A 15,064-nucleotide genomic window follows, 5' to 3' on the forward strand; every position below is an offset into this window, starting at 1 on the left:
CTCCGTCTCGCCGGCGTCGCGCATGCAGCGGGCCCGCCCGCGCTACAGCCCGCTGTTCGCCGCGCGCTGGCGCAGCAGCCCGAGCACCGAGTCGCAATACGGGGTCGGCACGCCGAGCTTGCGCCCGAGTTCAGGGAACACGCCGAGGATCGGCCCGATCTCGAGCGCACGCCCCGCTTCGAAATCCTGCAGCATCGACGTCTTGAACGCGCCGAGCTTGCGCGTGACCGCGATCCGCTCGGGCCCGCTCATGCCCGTCGACAGACCGAGCCTCGCGCCGATCGCGGCCGCCTCCTCCATCATCCGCAACGCGAGATCCTGCGTGAACGGATCGTCGAGCAGCTGCTCGGCCGTCGAGCCCGTCAGCGCGCTCAGTGGATTCATGTTCATGTTGCCCCACAGCTTCGTCCAGATCTCGGTCCGGATCGCGGGCGTCGACTCGACGTCGAAACCGCCCGCGGCGAGCGCCGCGGCGAACCGGGCCGTGGCGACGTCGAGCCGCGGATCAGGCGCACCGACGATCAGCCGGTTGCCGCGCCCACGGCGCACGATGCCCGGCGCGTCGGTACTCGACGACAGGTGCACGACGCAACCGATCGCCTGCGCCGGCGGCAACGCCGCCGACACCGCGCCGGCCGGATCGACCGCATCGAGCGACACGCCGTCGAGCGCCCCTTCGAGCCCGTGCGTGAACCACCACGGCAGGCCGTTCATCGCCGCGACGATCACGGTGTCCGGCCCGACCAGCGGCGCGATGCGCGCGGCCAGCGCCGGCAACGCCTGCGCCTTCAGGGCGATCACCACGTAGTCCTGGACCCCGAGCGCGGCCGTATCGTCGCTCGCCCGCACCGGAACCGACGCTGTCTCGCCCGCCTCGTCGATCACACGCACGCCGTGCGCATTCAGCGCATCGAGCGTCGCGCCACGCGCATACGCGCTCACGGTCATGCCTGCCCGCGACAGCGCGGCCGCGAGCAACCCGCCGATCGCGCCGACCCCGACCACCGCCGCGCACACCGACCCTGAATTCGTGTCGTTCATGATGGAATTCCGTCTCCTGGGAGCTGACGAGCATAACGCTCAATAGTTGCGGGCACAACCATTCGCGTGACCGCATGCAACGTGCGGCGGTCGTGCGACTCAGCGCAATTCAGCGCGACTCGCCACCGGCTTCCACCGGCTCGTCGTCGGCCGCACTGCCCGTTGCGCCGAGCACGCCGGCGATCTGGCTCTTGTCGTGCATGCCGAGCTTGCGGTACGCGCAGCGCAGGTAGTGGCGCACGGTCGTCGGCGAAATCGCCATCTGTTGCGCGACTTCCTTGTGCGAGCGCCCGGCGCCGTAATAGCGGATCGCCGCGAGCTCGCGCGGGCTCAGCCGGTCGAGCAGCGAGCGCGGCCGCGCCTCGATCTGGAACAGGCCCGCAACCGGCACGCACTGGATTCGCAGCGCATCGCCGACGAACGGCTGGCCCGACTGGCGCCGCAAATGCGCGACGAGCGGCTCCGGCACGCGCGCACCGGCCCATGCCGGCCATTCGGTGCGCAGCACGTCGTCGAAACCGTGATCGGCATGGTGAAGCACGCCGAAGTTGTCGCACAGTGCACGCGCCGCCGGCGCGACCGTTTCGCCGCGTTCGCGCGTGAGTTGCGCGGCGCGATTGATCGTCAGCGCCGCCGCGAGATGCGGAATCACTTCCTCGAAGCGGCGTGCATCGTCATCGCTGAACGGGCGATTCAGGCCCTGGCGGTAGATCGACATGAACGTCGTCAGGCCGAACCGGCGATCGAGCGTGCACACGCACATCAGTTGTGCGAGCCCGTACTTCACGCACCAGTCGCGAAACCGGGCATCGAGCCCCGGTTCGACGACCGACAGCCGCACCGCATGGCCATGCGCGCCGCGCAGCGTGCGGTGCGCGAGCGGGTCGCAATCGCGCACGCGCTTCCAGTCGCTGAAGAATGCGTGCGGCAGACGGTACAGGAAGCTGTTGTGCATCACCGGGCCGGTCGGCACGTGAGTCGCGACGCCCGTCCATGCGGCGTCGAACGGGACGAGCGCCTGCAGCAGCGAAAAGAAGCGGTATTCGAATTCGCCGATGCCGGACCGTGCGGCAACCGCGTACAGGTCGAGCAGCATCAGCCCGAGTTCGCGCTGCGATGCATCACCGCGCGTGACACCGTCGAAATCGGCGCGCCGGGACGGCAGCAGCGGCCAGGCGAAGTCGTCGAGCACGATGGCGGCCGGCACGTCGCGCAGCGCATCGAGATCCTGCCCGAAATCCGTCGTGATCCTCACCTTCCGCTCCCCTGCCCGTTCGGGCTGCTGATGTGCGCAACGACACCGATCGATTATAGCGATCGGCTTTTTTGACGGGCCACGGTGCCGGAACGGGCGCCAGCCCCATCCATTTGAACGGTGCACGGCACGTTGCTGCTCCGCAGCACGCCGCGCCACGGCTACTCGCCGCTTGTGTGTCGCGCACCACGGGTTTTCCACACCGTTCATCTGTACGACTGTTCGAAGGTTTTCCCGCTGCGGACACTGCGTCGCGACGACACCAACGACAAACCGATGCAGGACGGTATGGAGAACCCCACGTGACGAAACCCCGCTTCATCCGCACGGCCGCGGCCGTCGCGACGCTTGCCGCGTGCAGCGCTGCCGCGCACGCGCAGTCGAGTCTCACGCTGTACGGCGCGCTCGACGCCGGCGTGCAATACCTGACGCATGCCGACGGGCGCCACTCGGCCGTTCAACTGCGGAACTACGGCATCCTGCCTTCGCAGATCGGGCTGAAGGGTCACGAGGATCTCGGCGGCGGCTGGCGTGCGCTGTTCAAGCTCGAACAGGGCCTCAACCTCAACGACGGCACCGCGACCGTGCCCGGCTATGCCTTCTTCCGCGGTGCGTACGTCGGCCTCGCGGGGCCCGTCGGCACCGTCACGCTCGGCCGGCAGTTCAGCGTGCTGTTCGACAAGACGCTGTTCTACGACCCGCTCTGGTATGCGTCGTACAGCGGCCAGGGCGTCATCGTGCCGATGACGGCGAACTTCATCGATCACTCGGTCAAGTACCAGTCGCCGACGTTCGCCGGCTTCGACGTGGAGGCGCTTGCCGCGACGTCCGGCGTCGCCGGCAATACGCGCGCCGGACGCGTGCTCGAACTCGGCGGCCAGTTCACGAGCAACGGCCTGTCGGTCAGCGCGGTACTGCATCAGGCACATGGCGAGGTTTCGGCGGCCGACGACACGTCGGCGCGCCGCCGCGAGGTCGGCACGCTCGCCGCGCGCTATGCGTTCGCCACACTGCCGCTCACCGTCTATGCGGGCGTCGAACGCCTGACCGGCGATCTCGACGCGGCACGCACGATCGTCTGGGGCGGTGCGCGCTACCAGATGTCGAGCGAGATCGGCCTGAACGCGGGCGTCTACCACACCGACTCGCGCACGCCGGCAATCGGCCACCCGACGCTGTTCATCGCGAGCACCACGTATGCGCTGTCGAAACGCACCGTCGCCTACGTGAACCTCGGCTACGCACGCAACAGCGGCCAGAGTTCGCAGACCGTCTACGAATACGACCCGACGCCGCTCGCCGGCGCATCGCAGTTCGGCGCGATGGTCGGCATGTACCACCTGTTCTGATCCCCACACGAGAACCCGCCATGAAAACCCTTTCACCGGATGCCGCACTCCCGTCCGACGGCCGCGCGTCGACCTTCGCGCGCTCGACGCTCGTCGCGCTCGTCGTATTCGCGGCCATCACGCCGCTGCTGCTGCTCGTGGCACCCGCCGTCGCGGGCCAGCTCGCGACGCAGCTCGGGCTGTCCGCGTCGCAGATCGGCACCTACTTCTTCGTCGAACTCGGCGCGTTCAGCCTCGCGACCGTGCCGTCGTACCTGTGGCTCGGCCGGGTCGACGCGCGCCGCGTCGCCGCGTTCGCCATCGCGCTGTTCGGCGCGGGCAACCTGCTGACCGCGCTGTGGATGCCGGGCTTCGTCGCGCTGCTCGCGCTGCGCGCCGTCACCGCGCTCGGCGGCGGCTCGCTGATGGTGCTCTGCATGACGAGCGCCGCGACGAGCGAGAACAGCGACCGCGTGTACGGCCTGTGGGTCGTCGGCCAGTTGATCGCGGGCGCGATCGGCCTGTTCGTGCTGCCGCATGTGTTCGCTGCGTTCGGGTTGCGCGCGCTGTATGTCGCACTCGCCGCGCTCGCGCTGGTCGCGGCGCCGCTGTCGCGCGGCTTTCCGTCCACGCTGGGCACGCGAGCCACACCCGCGCAGAACGCGCGCAACGCTGCGGCGCAGACACCGCAAAGCTTCGTCGTGCTCGCGATCGGCGCGGTGCTGACGTTCTATCTCGCGATCGGCAGCGTGTGGACGTTCGCCAGCCGCGCCGCGACCGAAGCCGGGCTCGATCCGCAGTCGACCGGCAACGTACTCGCGATCGCAAGCGTGATGGGGATCGCCGGTGCGGCGTTCGCGTCGTGCGCAGGCGGCCGGCTCGCGCGGCGCGCGATGCTCGCGGCCGGTTACGCGCTGCTGGCGGCCTCGCTCGTCGCGCTCGCGGTCATGCGGCACGCCGGCGGCTACAGCGCGGCGATCTTCGCGTTCAAGTTCGCGTGGACGTTCGTCCTGCCGTTCATCCTCGCGACCGTCGCGCAGATCGACACGTCGGGCCGTCTCGTGGCCACGCTCAATTTCGTGATCGGCGCGGGCCTCGCGGCCGGCCCGCTGCTCGCCGGGCTGATGCTCGATGCGGGCGGCACGATGCGCGCGCTGTTCACGGCCGCGACGGCCGTCGCAATCGTGTCTTTCGCGGCGTTGCGCCACATCGATCGCCGCACGCGCCCTTCCATTTCCACCCAACCGTGACAGGTCAAGCACATCCATGAATCGCACTGCCTTCTTCACCGACGAACGCACTTTCTGGCATACCGGCGGCACGCACGCGCTGTTCTTCCCGGTCGGCGGCTGGGTCCAGCCGCCGTCGAGCGCGGGCTACGCGGAATCGCCCGATTCGAAGCGCCGCTTCCTGTCGCTCGTGCAGGCCTCGGGCCTGGCCGCGCAGCTCGACCTGCGCGGCGCCGAGCCGGCCTCGACCGCCGATCTGCTGCGCATTCATCCCGCACACTATCTCGACGCGTTCCGCGCACTCAGCGACGCGAACGGCGGCGACCTCGGCGATCTCGCGCCGTTCGGCAAGGGCAGCTACGAGATCGCTGCGCTGTCGGCCGGACTCGCGATCGCGGCCGTCGATACGGTCCTCGGCGAACGTGCGACGAACGCCTTCTCGCTGTCACGACCGCCCGGCCATCATTGCCTGCGCGATCGCCCGATGGGCTTCTGCCTGCTGGCGAACATCCCGATCGCGATCGAGGCCGCCCGCGCGAAACACGGCATCGAGCGCGTCGCGGTGATCGACTGGGACGTGCACCACGGCAACGGCACGCAGTCGATCTACTACGACGATCCGGACACGCTGACGATTTCGCTGCATCAGGACCGCTGCTTCCCGCCCGGCTACAGCGGTGCCGACGACCGCGGCGAAGGCGCAGGCGTCGGCGCGAACCTGAACGTGCCGCTGCTCGCGGGCAGCGGCGACGATGCGTATCGCTACGCGTTCGAACGAATCGTGCTGCCGGCGCTGGAGCGTTTCCGGCCCGAGCTGATCATCGTCGCGAGCGGCCTCGACGCAAGCGCGGTCGATCCGCTCGCACGCATGCAGTTGCATACCGACAGCTATCGGTTCATGACGCATGCGGTGAAGGAGGCCGCGCAACGCCATTGCGGCGGGCGGCTCGTGATCGTGCACGAAGGCGGCTATTCGGAGGCGTACGTGCCGTTCTGCGGGCTCGCGATCGTCGAGGCGCTGGCGGGTGTTCGCACCGACGTCGCCGATCCGATGCTCGACCTCGCGATCGCGCAGCAGCCGGGCGCACGGTTCGTTGCGTTCCAGCGCGAATTGCTCGACGAACTGGCTACGTCGTTCGGGTTGTAGCGCGCCGGCGGACGCGACGAGGGCCGGCCGGCGCCGGCCCTCTTGCGCGATCGATGCGGATGGGGTTTCCTGTGCTTTTATCCCCGTTCCGGCCCGAAGCCGCACTCTTCCGATGAAATCGTCCCCGCGCGATCACAATGACGATACCAAGACGCGCCGCCAGCCTTCGAAGCTGGTCCTGAACATCGCCGCCGTGACGGTCGGCCTCATCACGTTCGCGATCGGCGCGGCGTGGGTGATCTATAGCTGGGTCGTCGATCGCGAAGCGCAATATTTCGCGATCCCGCTGGTGTTCTCGGTGCCGGTGATCGTGGCGGTCGCGATCCGGAGCTTCTGGGAATAGGCATGCCTGGAATGACGCAGCGCCGCGGGTCGGGCGACGCGCGGCGCTGGTATCCGGCTTGTTTCAGATGAAGCGGGAATTCCCGCGGTTCGCTTGCGGGCCGGTCACAGGCCGGAGGACGCACACGGATCGGGGACTGTGCCCCGATTCCCGCCGATGACGAGGGTGGGCCCGGTGCCGGTCAGGAACCTGGCGGCCGCTATCAGCACACGTTCCGTCGTCAGCGACTCATCACTCGAAATCTGCCGCTTCGAGTAGGCGTAACACTCCGGGGGCATGACGAACCGCTGCACTGGCTTTGCGCTCCAGGCTACGTTGTCGGCGGGCGTCGTGGCAAATGCCGGCGCAGCGAGTATCAGCGCCAGTACGGAAATCGGAACGCGGACGGTGTTTTTCATCGATGGCCCTCGGCGTAATTGTGTTTCTTATAGGGAAAGCGAACACGATATTACACGCGGCACGAATATTCGCGCACCGCTTGCCCCGGCGCTCGTGCCGGGAAAAGCACCGACATCAACAAAAAAGCGCTGCGGTCAATCGACCGACAGCGCTTTTGGGTGAACGGCCCCTCACTGAGGCGCATTCGACTTCTGGTGCGTGAGGCCGGACTCGAACCGGCACACCCTTGCGGGCGTCAGGACCTAAACCTGGTGCGTCTACCAATTTCGCCACTCACGCGCATTTCTGTCGCCTGACCACGCGGCACGAAAGATGCGTGACCACGCGCCCGGGACATCGCGCCGGCTTGCAACCGGCACGCCCGATCAGGCGAGCGCGAGATTCTACCCGATCCGCGCGGGCTTGTCTCGCCCCTGCCGGCACCCGTCGTGCAGCGATGCTAGAATGCCGCGCTCGACGTTTCGGCACCGCGCCGCCGCGCGTCCCCCGAACCCGCCCCCCACACGATTCCGCCCGTGAACTTCGACGACTACTGTCAGCAAAAGGCCGCCCCTGCGGGCTCCAGCGTCTACTACGCGCTGCGTCAGGCGCCGCACGCCACGCAGCCGCGCCTGACCGCGCTGTTCGCGCTGCGCCGCGAACTCGAGGAAACCGTCAAGGAAACCAGCGACCCGACCGTCGGACACACGAAGCTCGCGTGGTGGCACAAGGAACTCGCGGCGCTGGCCGACGGGCAGCCATCGCACCCGGTCACGAAGGCGCTCGCGCAGCATCATCCGGCGATCGCCGCCGAGGCCGATGCATTGCGTACGCTCGTCAACGGTTACGGGATGGATCTCGAACAGGCGCGCTACCTCGATTTCGCGAACCTACAGCGCTATATCGCACAGGTCGGCGGCACCTTCGCGTCGCTGGTCGCGCGCGCAAGTTCGCCAAACCCGGCGGATCCGCAACCGTGGGCCGCGGACGCCGGCCGCGCGCTGATGCTCGCGCAGTTCGTGCAGGATCTCGGCAACGACGCACGCCACGGCCGCATCTATCTGCCGATCGACGAACTGCAGCGTTACAACGTGACCGCGGCCGATCTGCTGAACCGCCGCTACAGCCCGGCCTTCACCGAATTGCTGCAATTCCAGACGGCCCGCGCGCGCGAAGCGCTCGTGGCCGCCGAAGCGGCGATCCCGGCATCGGAACGCCGCGCCCAGCGCACGCTGCGCGCGCAGATCGCGCTGGCCGGCTCGCTGCTCGACGAAATCGCGCGCGACGGCTACCAGGTGCTGCATCAGCGCATCGCGCTGACGCCGATCCGCAAGCTGTGGATCGCGTGGCGCACCGCGCGCCGCCGCTGATCCTCACGCCTCACGCCTCACGCCTTCAACAACGGCAGCGTATCGAAGCGCTGCTGCAGCACGCGGGTCGCGTCGAGCCCCCACCATGGCCCGAGCACGGTCGCGTAGAGCTGGCGGAAATCGACCGCGACGGGCAGGTTGCCGTTGCCATCGAGCCGCCCGAGCGCCGGCGGCGCACCGTACAACCCGCCGGCTACGCGCCCGCCCATCACGAAATGCGGCGCGGCCGTGCCGTGATCGGTGCCGTTGCTCTGGTTCTCGCGCACGCGCCGCCCGAATTCCGCATACGTCATCACGAGCGTCTGGTTCCAGCGCCCAAGCTCGATCAACGCGCTGCGCATCGCGCTCATCCCTTCCGCGAACTGCTTGAGCAGCGCGGCCTGCTGTCCCGGCTGGTTCTGGTGCGTATCGAAGCCGTTGAGCGTCAGACGCAGCACCGCGACGCCATCCTGCGCACCCGGGCCGGACGCTTCGCACGCAGCCAGCACCTGCATTGCGGTCTTGACCGACGTGCCGAACGCGCCGGCCGGAAAGGCGGTCCTGAATTCACGCATCCCGCCGCGCGGACGCAGCCGGTCGGCCGCCTTCACGATGTCGTTCTCGACGTCGATGATGTGGGCGAGCGCGGGGTTCTGTTCGCGCAGCGACGACGGCTCGGCAAGCCGGGCCGCACGAATGAACTGCGCGGGATTGACGAGCGCGATCGCACGCGCACCGTTCGAGAGCGGCCCCATCTCGGCACTGCCGAGCACGACGCCGTCGGCCGCGAAACCGGGCGGCACGGGCGCCTGCGCGAACGTGCGCGTCAGCCAGCCTTCGTGCAGATACTGATCCGAGCGCGACGCGGTATCCCAGATCTCGATCGAGCGGAAATGCGACAGGTTCGGCTGCGGATAGCCGACGCCCTGCACGACCGCGACCTGCCCGTCGCGCCACAGCGGCATCAACGGCGCGAGCGACGGATGCAGCCCCGTGTGCGCGTCGAGTTGCAGCACCTGCTCGCGCTTGATGCCGATGCTGCGACGGAACTGGTAATACAGCGGGTCCGCATACGGCACCACCGTGTTGAGGCCGTCATTGCCGCCCTTCAGCTCGACGAGGATCAGCACGTTCGCGTACCCGGCCGCCGGTTGGCGCCCCGCCTGCGCCACGGCAGCCGCCATCGCAGGCGCCTGCCACATCGACACGCCGGCCGCGGCCGCGGCGCCTGTCAGCGTCAGAAAATCACGTCGGTTCATCGCGCATCCTTTGGTTCACCGTCCGACACCTTTGCCGCACCGGCTCCCCGCTTCATCGTCGTTCGAATCATTTCAGTTGATAGGCCGGATCCATCAGCAGCGCCTCGAGATACGCGCTGCCGGTCGAATCCGTATCGATCGCCGCGACCGGCGACAGTTGCAGCACCGCATGCTGCAACTGAAGCTCGGTCGACAAACCGGCGATCGCCTGCGGCCGCGCGCGATATTGCGCAAGCCAGCGCTCGAGGTCGAAACGCAGGCCCGCGCGCGCGGGCTTGGCAGGCGTTCCGCGCATGCCGGCAGAGGACGCCGTCTCGACCACCGGCATCGCATGCGCGCGGGCATTCGGCGGCGGCACCATCGCATGCGCCGGCGGGTGCATGCCGGCCGTCTCCGTCGCACGGAACAGTTGCTCGACGAACTGCTTGCGCGCGAGCAGCGTGGTGCTGTTGATCCACAGCGCGCCGCCCGGCCAACCCTTCACGTTCGGCGGATAGAACAGGTTCTGCCCGAGCGTGCGCACGGTGTTCGCGAGCATCTGCGGATCGCCGTATGAAACCTCGAACAGCCGCACCGACCCGACGACGAACTCCGCCGGCGACTTGACGAGCACGCCGCGATTGCGAGGATCCCAGAAGGCGTCGGTCGACCACAGCGCGGCGAGCGCCGCGCGAATGTCGTAGCCGCTCGAACGAAACCGTTCGGCCACCGCATCGAGCGCGCCCGGATCGGGCGTATCCGACACGAACTCGCGCCACAGCTTGGCGGCGATGAAACGCGCGGTGCCGGGCCGCTTCAGCAGGATGTCGAGAAAGCCGTCGCCATCGAATGGCCCCGTTTCGCCGAGGATCGTCTTGTCGCCGGCGTCGTGCAGATCCGGCCGAACCTCGAAGCGATACGTATCGGGGTCGACCGTCCAGCCCGTCATCGCACGCGCGGCTTCGGTCACGTCGTTTTGCGTGTAATGCCCTTCGCCGAGCGTGAACAGCTCCATCACCTCGCGCGCGAAATTCTCGTTCGGGCGCCCCTTGCGATTGCTCGCGCCATCGAGGTACTGCAGCATCGCCGGATCCTTCGCGACCGCATGCAGCAGCACGCCGAAGTTGCCGAGCGCCTCGCGGCGAAACAGCGCGTTCTGCGCCGCCATCGTCTGCGGGTAAGGCACCTTGTCCTGCCCCGACGTGAAGTGCCCGTGCCAGAACAGCGTCATGCGCTCGGTGAGCGGCGACGGCGTGACGATCATCTCGTTGACCCATGCCGCGCGCAGCGCATCGTACCGAACGTTGCGCTCGCGCTGCTCGTCGCGCCGCATGTCGGGCGTCAGCGCCTGGCGCTGCGCGCGCGTCGGCGGCAACTCGGCGATCCAGTCGGGCCAGGTCGTGACGGGGTCGCGGCGAACGTTACCGAGCGTGTCGGCCACGACCTGCGCGCGCGTCATGCCGACGACGCGCGCAACATCGGCGGGCGCGGGAGAAAAACCGGTACGACTCAGGAAAAACAATGCATCGTCCGCATCGAGCGGCGACTGCATGGCGGGCGACGGCGCCGGTGCGGCAGCGTTCGCTTTCATTGTCATGGACTCCCGGAGCGCACCGGCGGTGCGGATGCCGGTACAACGGCAATCGGCAGGCGAAAGTTGACGGAAAAATTGCTACGAATCTTTTCCGCGCGAAGTATGTCGCTCCGGGCGAAAGACGGCGTGTCAGCGCTTGTACAGCTCGCGAACGGCGTCTTCGATGTGCTGGCGCAAAAGGTGGCGTTCCTCGGGCGTCATGTGCCCGTCGCGGCGGCGCTGTTCGAGATCGGGAGGCACGGCGGAACGAACCGTCATCTCGGCGGTACGATCGGACTGCGGCGCTTTGCCGCGCGGCAGCTTGCGCGACGATGCGCCCTGCTCGGGGCGCTGCGCATACGCGAAGTTCGACGCATACGGACCGGCAAGCGCGATCGTCAGCATCAGTGCAATCCGGGCAGATCGCATGACCGTCCTCGCTTCTTTGGTCGATTTGTTCCCTTCGTCACGCGGCAACCGGCTACCTCTGGTACTTGAAAAACCCTGCGGAATTCGGGTGTGCAAAGATGGATGATGGAGTGCAGGGGAGTATCTACCGAATTTCGGCTTCGAGTAAAGGAATCTCTATAGCCTGCCTTTACTCGGCGCGACACTACGGGTAAATTTTGTAACCGACTGTAACGCACGAAAATACGCGGCCGTGCGTCAATTCCCATTCGCGATAAGATGCCGATCATGGAAACGAAAAACCCCTCCAAGATTCTCGTCGTTGACGACGACCCGCGCCTGCGCGATCTGCTGCGCCGCTATCTCGGCGAGCAGGGTTTCAATGTCTACGTCGCGGAAAACGCGACCGCAATGAACAAGCTCTGGGTACGCGAGCGTTTCGACCTGCTCGTGCTCGACCTGATGCTCCCGGGCGAAGACGGCCTGTCGATCTGCCGCCGCCTGCGCGGCAGCAACGACCGCACGCCGATCATCATGCTCACCGCGAAGGGCGAGGACGTGGATCGCATCGTCGGCCTCGAGATGGGCGCCGACGATTACCTGCCGAAGCCGTTCAACCCGCGCGAACTCGTGGCGCGCATTCATGCGGTGCTGCGCCGCCAGGCGCCGGCCGAACTGCCGGGCGCGCCGTCGGAAACCACCGAGGTGTTCGAGTTCGGCGAGTTCTCGCTGAACCTCGCGACGCGCACGCTGACGAAGTCGGGCCAGGAAATTCCGCTCACCACCGGCGAATTCTCGGTGCTGAAGGTGTTCGCGCGTCATCCGCGCCAGCCGCTGTCGCGCGAAAAGCTGATGGAGCTCGCACGCGGCCGTGAATACGAAGTGTTCGACCGCAGCCTCGACGTGCAGATCTCGCGCCTGCGCAAGCTGATCGAACCGGATCCGGGCAGCCCGCGCTTCATCCAGACTGTCTGGGGCCTCGGCTACGTGTTCATCCCGGACGGCGCCGCCTGATCTTTTTCCTTTCCGGTTTCGCCCGCCCACGGCCCGTCCCATGCGTATCGACCGGCGCCTCCTTCAGCTCGCGTTCGGCGGGCTGTTCTGGCGCACCTTCCTGCTGATCGCGCTGCTGATCTCGGTCAGTCTCGCCGCGTGGTTCCAGAGCTTTCGCGTAATCGAGCGCGAGCCGCGTGCGCAGCGCGTGGCTCTCCAGCTCGTCGCGATCGTGAAGCTCACGCGCACCGCCCTGCTCTATTCCGATCCCGATTTGCGGCGCGCGCTGCTGCAGGATCTCGAGAGCAACGAGGGCGTGCGCGTATACCCGCGCGAGAAGACCGACAAGTTCAAGCTGCAGCCCGACGAATCGCTGAACCGCCTGATCGAACACGACATCCGCAGCCGCCTCGGCGACGATACCGTGATCGCGCAGTCGGTCAACGACATTCCCGGCGTGTGGATCAGCTTCAAGATCGACGACGACGATTACTGGGTCGCGCTCGACCGCGACCAGCTCGACAACGTCACGGGCCTGCAGTGGGCCGGCTGGGGGCTGTTCGCGCTCGCGTTGTCGCTGTTCGGCTCCGCGTTCATCACCAGCCTGGTGAACCGGCCGTTCTCGCGGCTCGCGCTCGCCGCGCGGCAGATCGGCTCGGGCCAGACACCCGAGCTGCTGCCCGAGCGCGGGATGGGCGTCGCGGCCGAGACCAATCGCAGCTTCAACCAGATGGTGCGCGACCTCGAGCAGCTCGAAGCCGACCGCGCGCTGATGCTCGCGGGCATCTCGCACGACCTGCGCACGCCGCTCGCGCGGCTGCGGCTCGAAACCGAGATGAGCCCGTCCGACCAGGCGACCAAGGACGCGATGGTCGACGACATCGAGCAGATGGATCGCATCATCGCGGCCTTCATCGACTACGCCCGCCCGTCGCAACGCAAGCCGGAGCCCGTCGATCTGTCGTCGATCGCGCAGGAAGTCGCCGCCCGCGTGTCGGGCGAGGATGGCGTCGAGATCCGCACGCGGCTCGCGCCGAGCGCGGTGATCGAAGCCGACGAGACCGACATGCGCCGCGTGATCGGCAACCTCGTCGAGAACGCGCGCAAGTATGGCCAGAGCACGCAGGACGGCGTGTCGCGCATCACGCTCGAGACGCGCGTGTCGCACGCGCGCGTCGAGCTGTCGGTGAGCGACGAAGGCCCCGGCATCCCCGAGGATCAGCTGCCGCTCGTGATGCGGCCGTTCTACCGCGTCGACACCGCGCGCACCAAGGCGGACGGCACGGGCCTCGGGATGGCGATCGTGCTGCGCCTCGTCGGCCGCTATCGCGGCGCGCTGCGGCTGCGCAACCGCAACCCGGAAGCGGGCCTCGAAGTCACGCTCGAATTCCCCGGCGCCGGCAAGGCGCGTGCGACTGCGTGACGCGCTCGCGCACGCTTCTTGCGCTGCACACTATCGATCCGGTTGAAAAAAGCTATGAGGCTCGTTAGTCAAAATCTATTGAAGCGACTAACTAATAGTGTTATAGTTTTGCCCATGCTGTCACATCATCGTTGCAGCACCGAGGTAGCTTGACTCAGTCTTCTTCCCAACTCATACAGGAGTATCCGCATGAAAACCGTGGGCGATAAACTCGAAGCTTTCACCGTCGTAGCCGCGAAGCCGGGCTTCAACAATCACGAGGAAAACGGCCAGTCGGCGTTCGAGACCGTCACCGAAGCGTCGTTCCCGGGCAAGTGGAAGATCATCTACTTCTATCCGAAGGATTTCACGTTCGTGTGCCCGACGGAAATCGTCGAATTCGCGAAGCTCACGAAGCAGTTCGAAGAGCGCGATGCCGTCCTGCTGGGCGGCAGCTCGGACAACGAATTCGTCAAGCTCGCATGGCGCCGTGAGCACAAGGACCTCGACAAGCTGAACCACTACTCGTTCGGCGACGTTAAGGGCGAGCTGATCGACCAGCTCGGCGTGCGCGACAAGGAAGCCGGCGTGGCCCTGCGCGCAACGTTCATCGTCGATCCGGACAACACGATCCAGCACGTTTCGGTGAACAACCTGAACGTCGGCCGCAGCCCGGAAGAAGTCCTGCGGATTCTGGACGGCCTGCAAACGGACGAACTGTGCCCGTGCAACCGTGCAGTCGGCGGCGCAACGCTGTAAGCGCATCGATGCACGAAGCCCGCGGCGCACGTCCTGCCTGCGGGCTTTTTTAACGGCCAACCCATAGGAGATATCAATGGAATTCATCGATTCGATTAAGGCACGTATTCCCGACTACGCGAAGGACATTCGCCTGAACCTCGACGGCACGATCTCGCGCTCGTCGCTCGAAGGCACCGACGCGGTGGGCGTCGCGCTGGCTGCGGCCATCGCGGCGAAGAGCACGGTGCTCATCAAGACGATCCGCGAAGCCGGCGTCCTGTCGCCCGAAGAGACGAACGCCGTGCTGACGGCGGCCGCGCTGATGGGGATGAACAACACCTGGTATCCGTATGTCGAGATGGCCGACGATGCCGACCTGAAGACGCAACGCGCCGAGCTGCGGATGGGCGCGTATGCGACGCACGGTGGCGTCGACAAGCGCAAGTTCGAGATGTACGCGCTCGCCGCATCGATCGTCGGCAAGTGCCACTTCTGCGTGAAGTCGCACTATGCGCTGCTGAAGAACGAGCAAGGGATGACCGTCACGCAGCTGCGCGACGTCGGCCGTATCGCGTCGGTGATCAATGCCGCCGCGCAAGTGATCGCCGCAGAAGGCGAATAAGCGGTTGCACCACCCGG

The 15,064-nt window shown here is 67.1% G+C and carries 15 protein-coding genes and 1 tRNA gene; 9 read left to right on the top strand and 7 right to left on the bottom strand.

Annotation, left to right across the window (positions count from 1 at the left end):
• Window positions 1–42: 42 nt before the first annotated feature.
• Window positions 43–1,041: a 2-dehydropantoate 2-reductase gene (locus CFB45_RS11105; protein ID WP_089425628.1), complete on the bottom strand. Its 999-nt coding sequence runs from the start codon at window positions 1,039–1,041 to the stop codon at window positions 43–45.
• Window positions 1,042–1,150: 109 nt separating this feature from the next.
• Complete coding sequence (locus CFB45_RS11110) at window positions 1,151–2,296, bottom strand: helix-turn-helix transcriptional regulator (RefSeq protein ID WP_089425629.1); 1,146 nt, start codon at window positions 2,294–2,296, stop codon at window positions 1,151–1,153.
• Between the two features lie 302 nt (window positions 2,297–2,598).
• On the opposite strand from CFB45_RS11110, the gene CFB45_RS11120 reads away from it, so the two are divergent.
• The 4 genes from CFB45_RS11120 to CFB45_RS11135 all read left to right on the top strand — a co-directional run bounded on the left by CFB45_RS11120 (window position 2,599) and on the right by CFB45_RS11135 (window position 6,343).
• The gene (locus CFB45_RS11120) at window positions 2,599–3,645 is read left to right on the top strand and encodes a porin (protein WP_089425631.1); all 1,047 of its coding nucleotides are present in this window, start codon (window positions 2,599–2,601) and stop codon (window positions 3,643–3,645) included.
• Between the two features lie 20 nt (window positions 3,646–3,665).
• On the top strand, window positions 3,666–4,874 hold the full coding sequence (locus tag CFB45_RS11125; protein ID WP_089425632.1) for an MFS transporter: 1,209 nt from the start codon (window positions 3,666–3,668) through the stop codon (window positions 4,872–4,874).
• 16 nt (window positions 4,875–4,890) lie between these two features.
• Window positions 4,891–6,000 (top strand): class II histone deacetylase, encoded by a 1,110-nt coding sequence (locus CFB45_RS11130; protein ID WP_089425633.1) that lies wholly within the window; start codon window positions 4,891–4,893, stop codon window positions 5,998–6,000.
• 112 nt (window positions 6,001–6,112) lie between these two features.
• A complete protein-coding gene (locus CFB45_RS11135) occupies window positions 6,113–6,343 on the top strand; it encodes a hypothetical protein (RefSeq protein WP_089425634.1) in 231 nt (76 codons plus the stop codon).
• A gap of 104 nt (window positions 6,344–6,447) precedes the next feature.
• Here the strand turns inward: CFB45_RS11135 and CFB45_RS11140 are convergent, their stop codons facing one another.
• Together CFB45_RS11140 and CFB45_RS11145 are read right to left on the bottom strand one after the other, a co-directional pair.
• On the bottom strand, window positions 6,448–6,741 hold the full coding sequence (locus CFB45_RS11140; protein WP_089425635.1) for a hypothetical protein: 294 nt from the start codon (window positions 6,739–6,741) through the stop codon (window positions 6,448–6,450).
• A gap of 193 nt (window positions 6,742–6,934) precedes the next feature.
• Window positions 6,935–7,021, bottom strand: a tRNA-Leu gene (locus CFB45_RS11145).
• 236 nt (window positions 7,022–7,257) lie between these two features.
• On the opposite strand from CFB45_RS11145, the gene hpnD reads away from it, so the two are divergent.
• A complete protein-coding gene (gene hpnD / locus CFB45_RS11150) occupies window positions 7,258–8,091 on the top strand; it encodes a presqualene diphosphate synthase HpnD (protein WP_089425636.1) in 834 nt (277 codons plus the stop codon).
• A 17-nt stretch (window positions 8,092–8,108) separates the two neighbouring features.
• On the opposite strand, the gene CFB45_RS11155 is transcribed toward hpnD, so the two are convergent.
• The 3 genes from CFB45_RS11155 to CFB45_RS11165 all read right to left on the bottom strand — a co-directional run bounded on the left by CFB45_RS11155 (window position 8,109) and on the right by CFB45_RS11165 (window position 11,310).
• The gene (locus tag CFB45_RS11155; protein WP_089425637.1) at window positions 8,109–9,329 is read right to left on the bottom strand and encodes a DUF1501 domain-containing protein; all 1,221 of its coding nucleotides are present in this window, start codon (window positions 9,327–9,329) and stop codon (window positions 8,109–8,111) included.
• A gap of 67 nt (window positions 9,330–9,396) precedes the next feature.
• Window positions 9,397–10,899 (bottom strand): DUF1800 domain-containing protein, encoded by a 1,503-nt coding sequence (locus CFB45_RS11160; protein WP_089425638.1) that lies wholly within the window; start codon window positions 10,897–10,899, stop codon window positions 9,397–9,399.
• A 132-nt stretch (window positions 10,900–11,031) separates the two neighbouring features.
• Window positions 11,032–11,310, bottom strand: coding sequence for a hypothetical protein (locus CFB45_RS11165; protein WP_011352385.1), 279 nt, complete (start codon window positions 11,308–11,310; stop codon window positions 11,032–11,034).
• Between the two features lie 258 nt (window positions 11,311–11,568).
• Here CFB45_RS11165 and ompR point away from each other — a divergent pair, with 258 nt between their 5' ends.
• The 4 genes from ompR (at window position 11,569) to CFB45_RS11190 (ending at window position 15,047) form a co-directional block, all read left to right on the top strand.
• The gene (gene ompR / locus CFB45_RS11175; protein ID WP_006478565.1) at window positions 11,569–12,303 is read left to right on the top strand and encodes an osmolarity response regulator transcription factor OmpR; all 735 of its coding nucleotides are present in this window, start codon (window positions 11,569–11,571) and stop codon (window positions 12,301–12,303) included.
• Between the two features lie 40 nt (window positions 12,304–12,343).
• Window positions 12,344–13,705, top strand: a complete 1,362-nt coding sequence (locus CFB45_RS11180) for an ATP-binding protein (RefSeq protein ID WP_089425640.1) — start codon at window positions 12,344–12,346, stop codon at window positions 13,703–13,705.
• Window positions 13,706–13,894: 189 nt separating this feature from the next.
• Window positions 13,895–14,443 carry a peroxiredoxin gene (locus CFB45_RS11185; protein ID WP_006478563.1) on the top strand — a complete coding sequence of 183 codons (549 nt, stop codon included), beginning with the start codon at window positions 13,895–13,897 and terminating at the stop codon, window positions 14,441–14,443.
• A gap of 76 nt (window positions 14,444–14,519) precedes the next feature.
• Entirely contained in the window at window positions 14,520–15,047 is a 528-nt protein-coding gene (locus CFB45_RS11190) for a carboxymuconolactone decarboxylase family protein (protein WP_011352388.1), read from the top strand.
• The last annotated feature ends 17 nt before the right edge of the window (window positions 15,048–15,064 follow it).

The sequence above is a fragment of the Burkholderia sp. HI2500 genome (assembly GCF_002223055.1).
Taxonomy (GTDB): domain Bacteria; phylum Pseudomonadota; class Gammaproteobacteria; order Burkholderiales; family Burkholderiaceae; genus Burkholderia.

Excerpts from the sequence above, each read along its gene's own strand:
- CFB45_RS11160 (WP_089425638.1), bottom strand. The coding sequence starts at position 10,899 with ATGAAAGCGAACGCTGCCGCACCGGCGCCGTCGCCCGCCATGCAGTCG.
- CFB45_RS11180 (WP_089425640.1), top strand. The coding sequence starts at position 12,344 with ATGCGTATCGACCGGCGCCTCCTTCAGCTCGCGTTCGGCGGGCTGTTC.
- CFB45_RS11140 (WP_089425635.1), bottom strand. The coding sequence starts at position 6,741 with ATGAAAAACACCGTCCGCGTTCCGATTTCCGTACTGGCGCTGATACTC.
- CFB45_RS11125 (WP_089425632.1), top strand. The coding sequence starts at position 3,666 with ATGAAAACCCTTTCACCGGATGCCGCACTCCCGTCCGACGGCCGCGCG.
- CFB45_RS11130 (WP_089425633.1), top strand. The coding sequence starts at position 4,891 with ATGAATCGCACTGCCTTCTTCACCGACGAACGCACTTTCTGGCATACC.
- CFB45_RS11185 (WP_006478563.1), top strand. The coding sequence starts at position 13,895 with ATGAAAACCGTGGGCGATAAACTCGAAGCTTTCACCGTCGTAGCCGCG.
- CFB45_RS11105 (WP_089425628.1), bottom strand. The coding sequence starts at position 1,041 with ATGAACGACACGAATTCAGGGTCGGTGTGCGCGGCGGTGGTCGGGGTC.
- CFB45_RS11135 (WP_089425634.1), top strand. The coding sequence starts at position 6,113 with ATGAAATCGTCCCCGCGCGATCACAATGACGATACCAAGACGCGCCGC.
- CFB45_RS11190 (WP_011352388.1), top strand. The coding sequence starts at position 14,520 with ATGGAATTCATCGATTCGATTAAGGCACGTATTCCCGACTACGCGAAG.
- CFB45_RS11165 (WP_011352385.1), bottom strand. The coding sequence starts at position 11,310 with ATGCGATCTGCCCGGATTGCACTGATGCTGACGATCGCGCTTGCCGGT.
- CFB45_RS11155 (WP_089425637.1), bottom strand. The coding sequence starts at position 9,329 with ATGAACCGACGTGATTTTCTGACGCTGACAGGCGCCGCGGCCGCGGCC.
- ompR (WP_006478565.1), top strand. The coding sequence starts at position 11,569 with ATGCCGATCATGGAAACGAAAAACCCCTCCAAGATTCTCGTCGTTGAC.